6 protein-coding genes are annotated in these 10251 nt (G+C 64.7%); 5 read left to right on the top strand and 1 reads right to left on the bottom strand.

The window, feature by feature from the left end; genetic code table 11:
- Nucleotide 1: 1 nt before the first annotated feature.
- From AWB82_RS02740 to AWB82_RS02755, 4 genes are all read left to right on the top strand, one after another.
- Nucleotides 2–1528: an efflux transporter outer membrane subunit gene (locus AWB82_RS02740; protein WP_086965574.1), complete on the top strand. Its 1527-nt coding sequence runs from the start codon at nucleotides 2–4 to the stop codon at nucleotides 1526–1528.
- A gap of 542 nt (nucleotides 1529–2070) precedes the next feature.
- Nucleotides 2071–3312: an efflux RND transporter periplasmic adaptor subunit gene (locus AWB82_RS02745; RefSeq protein ID WP_086965576.1), complete on the top strand. Its 1242-nt coding sequence runs from the start codon at nucleotides 2071–2073 to the stop codon at nucleotides 3310–3312.
- A 17-nt stretch (nucleotides 3313–3329) separates the two neighbouring features.
- Complete coding sequence (locus AWB82_RS02750) at nucleotides 3330–6509, top strand: efflux RND transporter permease subunit (protein ID WP_086965578.1); 3180 nt, start codon at nucleotides 3330–3332, stop codon at nucleotides 6507–6509.
- A 1-nt stretch (nucleotide 6510) separates the two neighbouring features.
- Nucleotides 6511–7977 (top strand): efflux transporter outer membrane subunit, encoded by a 1467-nt coding sequence (locus AWB82_RS02755; RefSeq protein ID WP_086965580.1) that lies wholly within the window; start codon nucleotides 6511–6513, stop codon nucleotides 7975–7977.
- Between the two features lie 173 nt (nucleotides 7978–8150).
- Here the strand turns inward: AWB82_RS02755 and AWB82_RS02760 are convergent, their stop codons facing one another.
- The gene (locus AWB82_RS02760; RefSeq protein WP_086965582.1) at nucleotides 8151–9542 is read right to left on the bottom strand and encodes a nucleobase:cation symporter-2 family protein; all 1392 of its coding nucleotides are present in this window, start codon (nucleotides 9540–9542) and stop codon (nucleotides 8151–8153) included.
- 334 nt (nucleotides 9543–9876) lie between these two features.
- Between AWB82_RS02760 and AWB82_RS02765 the strand changes: the two genes are divergently transcribed.
- Nucleotides 9877–10251, top strand: a 375-nt coding sequence (locus AWB82_RS02765; protein ID WP_268811014.1) for an FGGY family carbohydrate kinase, incomplete at its 3' end; no start/stop codon positions are given.

Raw genomic sequence — 10251 nt, forward strand, 5'->3', positions numbered from 1 at the left:
GATGCTTAAACATTCCTTGATCGCGGCAGCCGTGGCGGTATTCGCCGCGGGCTGCACGCTCCAGCCGAAATACGAGCGCCCGCCCGAGCCCGTCACGCAGACTTTTCCGGAAGGCGGCGTCTACGCGCACCAGCCGGATGCGAGTTCGAGCGCGAGCAACGGCCGCAGCGCGAACGGGCAGATCGCGCCGGATATCGGCTGGCGCGATTTCTTCGCCGATGCGCGCCTGCAGAAGGTTGTCGAACTCGCGCTGAAGAACAACCGCGACCTGCGCGTGTCGGTGCTCAACGTCGACGCGGCGCGCGCGCAGTATCAGATCACGCGCGCCGGTCTTTTCCCGACGCTCGACGGCGCCGCGTCGCAGACCAAGCAGCGCACGCCGAAGAACCTGTCGTTCTTCGGCAATACGATCTCGAACGAGTATTCGGTCGGCCTGAACGCGTCGTGGGAAATCGACTTCTTCGGGCGCATCCGGAGCTTGAAGGATCAGGCGCTCGCGCAATATCTGTCGACGGCGGAATCGCGCAAGGCGGCGCAGATCGCGCTGGTTTCGTCGGTGGCGGACCAGTATCTGACGATGCTCGCCTACGACGACGCGCTTCTCGTCACGCAGAACACGCTGAAGACCGCGCAGGAGTCGTATCGCATCACGAAGCTGCAGTACGACAACGGCACGGGCACCGAACTCGATTTGCGTCAGTCCGAAGGCGTGGTCGAAGAAGCGCAGTCGAATCTGCAGCAGCAGGCGCGTCTGCGCGCGCAGGCGGAAAATGCGCTCGTGGTTCTGGTGGGCGAGCCGCTGCCCGCCGATCTGCCGGGTGGCATGCCGCTCGACACGCAGAACCTGCTCTCCGATATTCCGGCGGGTCTGCCGTCCGATCTGCTCACGCGCCGTCCCGATATTGCTGCCGCCGAGCAGTCGCTGCTCGCGGCCAACGCGAACATCGGCGCGGCGCGCGCCGCGTTCTTCCCGCGCGTCTCGCTGACGGGCAGCTTCGGCACGCTCTCGCCGACGCTTGGCGGCCTGTTCAAGCCCGGCTCGGCGGCGTGGTCGTTCGCGCCGCAAATCACGGTGCCGATTTTCGAGGGCGGCCAGAACAAGGCGAACCTCGATCTCGCGAACGTGCAGAAGCGCATCGAGATCGCCAATTACGAGAAAGCGATCCAGACGGCGTTTCGCGAAGTCGCGGATGGCCTCGCCGCGCGCGGCACCTTCGACGAGCAGATCAAGTCGCTCGAACGTTTCGTGAATTCGCAGAGCCGGCGTCTGGAGTTGTCGGACCTGCGCTATCGCAATGGCGTGGACAGCTATCTGTCGGTGCTGACCGCGCAGACGGCGCTCTACGAGGCGCAGCAACTGCTGATCACGGCGCGGCTGGATCGCCTGACCAACCTCGTCAATCTGTATCAGTACATGGGCGGCGGATGGATCGAGCGTTCCGGCGATACGCCCCTTCCGGCAGATGCGCCGGCGGATTACGGCTCGCAAGCCGCGCCGCAGCCGGCCTCGGCTCCCGCGGCGGGTTGATTCGCCAAAAATCGATGCACGCGAAGCCCGGCCACGCGCCGGGCTTTTTCTTTGGCGCGTTACAAACGCGCGCCGCCCCCATGCAAAAGCAGTTGCCTGACGCATAACCTTTCGGCGGCATTTCCAGCACGACGGCGCGTTCGCCATATTTGTTTTATGTAAGTCAAATTTCTACACAATTGCCGGTTCCTTAGACATCCTCGCCAAGCACGATATTTATAATCGGCCGCTTGTCGCAGTCGTGCGCAGTCGTGACGACGCCAGCTGCTCCGTCGATCGTTCGAGGACAGTCTTTCCCGTTCTCGAAGCTCGACCCGAAAGCCGGGCTCGCTTAGTTATCCCAAAATTAGTTATCCCAAAAATACGACCGGCCTTCTCTTTGAGGGCGGTCAGCCCCATCCGAATCGAGCGGAGACCGCACCTATGGCGCGGGCGCCGCGATCCGCGACTTTCGCATCGCACGACGGCACGTCGCGTGCGGCCCGCCGCTAGCGCGCGGATGCGCGCGATTCATCTTCAGTAACTAAAGAGGTTTGCGTTCCATGCGTCTTAAACGGATTCCATACCGTCTCATCAGCGTTACCGCGCTCGCCATGCTTGCAGCAGCCTGCGGCGAGAAGCCACCCGCAGCCGCGCAGCATGCGCCGGAAGTCGGCGTCGTCACGCTCGAAACGGCCGCCGTGCCGGTTAGCACGGAGCTGACGGGCCGCACGAGCGCCTTCTTCGATGCCCAAGTGCGCGCGCGCGTCAACGGCATCGTGCTGCGCCGCGAGTTCACCGAAGGCGGTACCGTGAAGGCGGGTCAGCGTCTCTACAAGATCGACCCGGCGCCGTACATCGCGCAACTGAACAGCGCCAAGGCTTCGTATGCGAAGGCGCACGCGAACCTGGTCTCGACGACCGCGCAGGCGGAGCGTTACAAGGTGCTCGTCGCATCCAACGCGGTGAGCCGGCAGGACTACGACAACGCGGTGGCGTCGCAAGGGCAGGCCGCCGCCGAAGTCGCGCAGGCGAAGGCCTCGATCGACACCGCGCAGATCGACCTCGGCTACACGGATGTGATCTCGCCAGTCACCGGCCAGGCGGGAATCTCGCAGGTCACGCCGGGCGCATACGTGCAGGCGGCGCAGGCGACGCTGATGGTGACTGTCCAGCAGCTCGATCCGATGTACGTCGACCTCACGCAATCGAGCCTCGACGGTCTCAAGCTGCGTCGCCAGATCCAGGAAGGACGTCTTTCGACGGACGGCCCGAACGCCGCGAAGGTGACGCTGATCCTGGAAGACGGCCGCGTCTATTCCGAGCAGGGAAAGCTGCAATTCAGCGACGTCACCGTCGACCAGTCCACCGGCTCGGTCACGGTGCGCGCCATTTTCGAGAACAAGGACCGCGTGCTTCTCCCGGGCATGTTCGTGCGCGCGCACATCGAGGAAGGCGTGAATCCGAACGCGCTGGTCGTGCCGGTTCAGGGCGTGACGCACGACCAGAAGGGCACGGCGCAAGCCATGGTCGTCGACAGCGACAACAAGGTGGCGCTCCGTCCGATCGTGACCTCGGGCACCTACGGCCAGAACTGGGTGGTCGACAGCGGACTGAAGCCGGGCGACCGCGTGATCGTCGAAGGCATCGACAAGGCGCGTCCCGGCATGCCCGTAAAGGCGGTGCCGGCGCATCTGCCGGCTGCACCGGCCACACCGGCCGTACCGGCCGCACCGGCCGCACCGGCTGAGCCGGCCTCGGGCGCGGGCGCAGGCAAGGCCGCGTCCGGCGCTGCCGGCGCGTAAGGACGGAGACACGCTTCATGGCCAATTTCTTTATCGATCGCCCGATTTTCGCGTGGGTGATCGCCATCATCATGATGCTCGCGGGCGTGGCGTCGGTGACGACGCTGCCGGTCGCGCAGTATCCGACCATCGCGCCGCCTGCGATCCAGATTTCCGCGAACTATCCGGGCGCATCCGCCCAGACCGTGGAAAACACCGTCACGCAGGTGATCGAGCAGCAGATGAGCGGCCTCGATCACCTGCTGTATCTGTCCTCCACCTCCGACGACAGCGGCAACGCCACGGTCACGCTGACCTTCGCGGCGGGCACCAACGCCGACATCGCGCAGGTGCAGGTGCAGAACAAGCTGCAGCTCGCGACGCCCAACCTGCCGCAAGTCGTGCAGCAGCTCGGCATCAGCGTAACGAAATCGAGCAGCAGCTTCCTGATCGTGCTCGCGTTCGTGTCGGAAGACGGCAGCATGGTTCGCAACGACCTCGCGAACTACGTGGCGTCGCGCGTTCAGGATCCGGTCAGCCGTCTGAACGGCGTCGGCACGGTGACGTTGTTCGGCACCCAGTATGCGATGCGCATCTGGCTCGATCCGAACAAGCTCAACAAATTCAACCTCACGCCGGTCGACGTGCAGAACGCGCTGCAGGGGCAGAACGTGCAGGTCGCAGCCGGCCAGCTCGGCGGCACGCCTGCCGTCCCGGGCCAGTCGATGCAGGCGACCATCACCGAGGCGACCCTCCTGCGCACGCCCGAGCAGTTCGGCAACGTGCTGCTGAAGGTGAACCAGGACGGCTCGCAAGTGCGCGTCAGGGATGTCGCGCGTGTCGCGCTCGGCGGAGAGAACTACAACTTCGAGACGCAATACAACGGCAAGCCGGCCGCGGGCCTGGGCATCCAGCTCGCGACGGGCGCGAACGCGCTCGCCACGGCGAACGCGGTGCGCGCGGAGATCGACGCGCTGTCGAAGTACTTCCCGCCGGGCCTCGTCGTCGAGTATCCGTACGACACCACGCCGTTCGTCAAGCAGTCCATCGCCGACGTCGTCAAGACGCTCTTCGAGGCCATCGTGCTGGTGTTCCTCGTGATGTACCTGTTCCTGCAGAACGTGCGCGCGACGCTCATTCCGACCATCGCCGTGCCGGTCGTGCTGCTCGGCACCTTCGGCGTCATGGCGGCGGTCGGCTCCTCGATCAACACGCTGTCGATGTTCGGCCTCGTGCTCGCCATCGGCCTGCTGGTGGACGACGCCATCGTGGTCGTGGAGAACGTCGAGCGGGTGATGGCGGAAGAAGGGCTACCGCCCAAGGAAGCCACGAAAAAGGCGATGGGCCAGATTACCGGCGCGCTCGTGGGCGTGGCGCTCGTGCTCGCGGCGGTGTTCGTGCCGGTGGCGTTCACGGGCGGTTCGGTCGGAGCGATCTACCGTCAGTTCTCGCTGACGATCGTCTCGGCCATGGCGCTCTCGGTCTTCACCGCGATGGTGCTCACCCCGGCGCTGTGCGCGACCATGTTGAAGCCGGTGCCCAAAGGGCACGCGGAGAAGACGACGGGCTTTTTTGGCTGGTTCAACCGCAACTTCGCGAAGGGCCAGGACAAGTACCACAGCGGCGTGGCGCACGTCATCAGGCGCTCGGGGCGCTGGCTCATCATTTACCTCGTAATCATCGTGGCGGTCGGCATGTTGTTCACGCGCCTGCCGAAGGCGTTCCTGCCGGATGAAGACCAGGGCACGATGTTCGTGCTGGTTTCCACGCCAGCGGGCTCTACGCAGGAAATGACGCAGCGCGCGCTGAACGACGTCGCCGGTTATCTGCTGAAGGAGGAAAGCGGGATCGTCGACTCGGTATTTACGGTGAACGGCTACAGCTTCGCGGGGCATGGCCAGAACGCGGGCCTCGTCTTCGTGCGGCTGAAGGACTTCAAGCAGCGCTTGAGCGCCAACGAGAAAGTACCGGCGCTGGTCGGCCGCACGTTCGGCGCGTTCGCCGGATACAAGAATGCGCTCGTGTTCCCCGTGAATCCGCCGTCCATTCCGGAACTCGGCACGGCCTCGGGCTTCGATTTCGAGCTTGAGGATCGCGCCGGTCTCGGGCACGAAAAGCTCATGCAGGCGCGCGCGATGCTGCTCGGCATGGCCGCGAAGGATCCGATGCTCGCCCAGGTGCGGCCGAACGGCCTGAACGACGCGCCGCAGTTCAAGGTGAACATCGACCGTCAGAAGGCGTTCGCGCAAGGCGTCGAACCGTCGTTGATCGACCAGACCTTCTCGATCGCGTGGGCGTCGAAGTACGTGAACAACTTCCTCGATACGGACAGCCGCATCAAGAAGGTGTACATGCAAAGCGAACCTGCGTTCCGCATGTCGCCGGAGCACGTCGATAGCTGGTATGTGCGCAACTCATCGGGCTCGATGGTGCCGTTCTCGTCGTTCGCGTCGGGCGAGTGGAGCTACGGCTCGCCCAAGCTCGAACGCTACAACGGACTTTCGTCGATCGAAATTCAAGGCGTGGCGTCGCCCGGCAACTCCACCGGCCAGGCGATGGACGCAATGGAAGCGCTGGCGGCGAAACTGCCGGCGGGTATCGGCTACGAATGGACGGGGCTCTCGTACCAGCAGATCCAGTCCGGCTCGCAAGCGCCGATTCTCTACGGCATCTCGATCCTCGTCGTGTTCCTGTGTCTCGCGGCGCTGTATGAAAGCTGGTCGATTCCGTTCTCCGTGATCCTGGTCGTGCCGCTCGGCGTGATCGGCGCGCTGCTCGCCGTGACGCTGCGCGGACTGGAGAACGACGTGTTCTTCCAGGTCGGCCTGCTCACGACGGTCGGCTTGTCGGCGAAGAACGCGATTCTGATCGTCGAGTTCGCGCGCGATCTCCAGCTCTCGCAAAAGATGGGACCGATCGAAGCCGCGATGGAAGCCGCGCGCCTGCGTCTGCGTCCGATCCTGATGACCTCGATCGCGTTCATTCTCGGCACCATGCCGCTCGCGATCAGCAACGGCGCGGGCTCGGGTAGCCAGCACGCGCTCGGCACGGGCGTGGTCGGCGGCATGCTGGCCGCGACCTTCCTCGCGGTCTTCATGGTGCCGATGTTCTTCGTCGTCGTGCGTGCGCACTTCGGTGGCGACAAGGAAGACGCCGATACCGCGCTCGCGAATTACGCCGCCCAGAGGCGCGCCCAACAGGGCAACGAAGGACATTGACATGCGTAGACTTTCCTTGATTGCAACAGCCATCGCCGTATTGGCGACCGGCTGTACGATGGCGCCGAAGTACGAGCGCCCCGCGGCGCCGGTTTCGGCGGGCTTCCCGTCGGGCGGCGTATATGCGACGCAGCCGCGCCCGGCGAACGACGGCTCGCGCAGCGCGGACGGCGTGGCCGCCGCCGACATCGGCTGGCGCGACTTCTTCGTCGACGCGCGGCTGCAGCAGCTCATCGGCATCTCGTTGAAGAACAATCGCGATCTGCGTGTCGCGATGCTCAATGTGCAGGCGGCGCAGGCGCAGTACCGCATCACGCGGTCCGAACTGTTCCCGACGCTCGCGGCGCAAGGCGGCCAGTCGAAGCAGCGCACGCCGACGGATCTGTCGATGTTCAACCAGACCATTTCGAACACGTATTCCGTGGGCCTGAATGCGTCGTGGGAGATCGATCTGTTCGGCCGGGTGCAGAGCCTGAAGGATCAGGCGCTCGCGAAATACTTCGCGACGGCTTATGCGCGCAAGGCAGCGGAGATTTCGCTGGTGTCGCAGGTGGCGACGCAGTATCTGCAAGTGCTGCAAGCCGACGACCTGCTCGCCGTCACCCGTCAGACGCTCAAGAGCACGAGCGATTCGTACGGCATCGTGAAGCTTCAGTTCGACCACGGCACCGCGTCGGAACTCGATCTGAGCCAGGCGCAAACGGTCATGCAAAGCGCGGCGGCGAATCTGCAGGCGCAAGAGCGTTCGCGTGCGCAGGCGGTCAACGCGCTCGTCCTGCTGCTCGGCGAGCCGATGCCAGCCGACCTGCCGCGCGGCATGCCGCTCGGCGGCCAGAATCTGCTCACCGATCTTCCGGCGGGACTGCCGTCGGATGTCTTGCTGGGCAGGCCGGACATCATGGAGGCAGAGCAGAATCTGCTTGCCGCGAATGCGAATATCGGCGCGGCGCGGGCGGCGTTCTTTCCGAGCATCTCGCTCACCGGAAGCTTCGGCACGCTGAGCCCGACGCTCGGCGGCTTGTTCAAGCCGGGCTCGGCCGCATGGGGCTTCGCTCCGACGATCACGCTGCCGATCTTCGAAGGCGGGCAGAACCTCGCGAATCTGGACCTCGCGAACATCCAGAAGCGGATCGAGATCGCGCAGTACGAGAAGGCGATTCAATCGGCGTTCCGCGATGTCGCCGACGGCCTCGCCGCGCGCGGCACTTACGATCAGCAGATCGACGCGCTCGAACGCGACACGGCCGCGCAGCAGCGGCGGCTCGATTTGTCGACGCTGCGGTATCGGAATGGCGTCGATAGCTATCTCGGCGTGTTGACCGCGCAGCAGGATCTCTACTCGGCGCAGCAGACGTTGATCACCGCGCGCACGCAGCGGCTGGCGAATCTCGTGTCGCTCTATCAGGCGCTGGGAGGCGGCTGGATCGAGCGGACGGGGGAGACGCCGCGAGCGGTGGACGCGAGTTAGCGGCTTCGCTTTCACGTTGACGTATTTCCGCACCCCACGCGCTCGATCATCGGCGCGTGGGGTGTTTTTCATTGCATCGGGCGAAAACAAAAAAAACGCCGCGGCTCCCACCGCGGCGCATAACGCAAACATCCAGCAAACATCCAGCAAACACTTCCAGGGTTACGACTTCCTTAGTGCGCGTCGCCCGCGTGGGCCGCGCCTTCGAACTCATGCGCGGCTTCACGCGCGTCACGCCGCGCATCGCGTTCCTTGCGCACGCCGTTGAACACGACGTTCAACACGACCGCCGTCACCGACGCCAGCAGAATCCCGCTGTGAAGGATCGGCTCCAGCGCGTGCGGCAGTTGCGTGAAAAACTTCGGCGCGACGACCGGCACCATGCCCATCCCGACGCTCACCGCGACGATGAACAGGTTGTGCTGGTTCTTCGAGAAGTCGACGCGCGACAGCGTCTTGATGCCGTTCGCCGCGACCATGCCGAACATCACGATGCCCGCGCCGCCGAGCACGAACGGCGGCACCGACGCCACCACCTGCGCCATCTTCGGAAAGAGGCCGAGCACGACGAGAATCACGCCGCCGGTCGCGCAGACGAAACGGCTTTTCACGCCCGTCACGCCGATCAGGCCGACGTTCTGCGAAAACGACGTATGCGGGAACGAGTTGAAAATGCCGCCGATCAGCGTGCCGAGACCATCGACACGCAGGCCGCGCACGAGCGCTTTCTGATCGACCGGACGCTCGACGAGATCGCCGACCGCGAGGAACATGCCCGTCGATTCGATGAACGTGACGAACATGACGATGACCATCGTCGCGACGGAGAGCGCATCGAAATGCGGCATGCCGAAGTGAAACGGCAGCACGATGCCAACCCACGGCGCGTGCGCGACGCCATCCATGTTCACGCGGCCGAGCATCGCGGCGAGCACGAAGCCCACGACGATCCCGAGCAGCACCGAAATATTCGCGATGAAACCGCGCGCGAACTTGTTGATGAGCAGAATCAGCGACAACACGACGAGCGACAGCATCAGATACACCGGATTGCCGTAGTCGGGATTGCCGATGCCGCCCGCCGCCCAGTTGATGCCCACGCCCATCAGCGAGAGACCGATCACCGCGATCACGGTGCCGACCACGACCGGCGGGAAGAAGCGCAAGAGCTTGCCGATCATCGGCGCGAGCAGAATGCCGATCACGCCCGCCGCGATGGTCGCGCCGAACACGTCGAGAATGCCGAGCGAGGGATTGGTGCCGATCGCGACCATCGGTCCGACGGCGGCGAACGTGCAGCCCATGATGACGGGCAGGCGAATGCCGAAGATCCACAGGCCGAGCGTCTGGATCAGCGTGGCGACGCCGCACGAGAACAGATCCGCGCTGATGAGAAAGGCGACCTGGTCTTTCGGCAGGCCCATCGCGGCGCCGAGAATCAGCGGCACGGCCACCGCGCCCGCGTACATCACCAGTACGTGCTGGATGCCGAGCGTCAGCAGTTGACCGGCGGGGAGCCGTTCGTCGCACGGATGCACCGACGGGTTCACCGAACTTGAAGCCATGTCTCTCTCCTATGTCTACTTCCATTTGAATGGCCTCCAAGTTAAGTGCATCGGAGCGCATGAACAAGACCATGCGGCGCTATACGTCGCGTTCGCGAGCCGATATGGGTTTCACGCGCCATTGGCGGCGCAAACGTGCGGAGGGCCTTGCCACAAGGGGTTTGGCGCATATCGCGGGAAATTCGTTGCCTGACGGAAGGCCTCGATCTTCGGGCGGTCGTTATGATGTGCATCACGCCGCGCGTATAGTCCATTTTTCGTGTTCATCGCGCGATGGCGGGGTAAACCCCGGATTTGCGCGTTTTCCCTAACGTCTTTTCAGACTCGACATCCTATGCGTTTCTTAGGCATCGATCTCGGCACGGGCTCCCTCAAACTCGCGATCGTCGACGAAAGCGGGCGTGAAATCGCGTCGTCGAGCGCGGCTTACGCGGTGACGAGCGCACAGCCCGGCTGGGCCGAAACCACGGTCGATGCGTGGTACGCCGCGCTCGTCGATGCCGCGTCGCGCCTGCCCGCGAGCGAGCGTGACGCGGTGCGCGGAATCGGCTTTTCCGGGCAGATGCACGGCGTCGTGCCGAGCGCCGCCGATGGCCGCGCGCTGCGCGCCGCGATGCTCTGGCCCGACACGCGCGCCCGCGATCTGCTCGACGCGTGGCGCGAGCCGCAGCCGAATCCGGTCGCGCCCGGCATGGCGGGGGCGGTGTTG

Source organism: Caballeronia glebae, from assembly GCF_001545035.1.
Taxonomy (GTDB): domain Bacteria; phylum Pseudomonadota; class Gammaproteobacteria; order Burkholderiales; family Burkholderiaceae; genus Caballeronia; species Caballeronia glebae.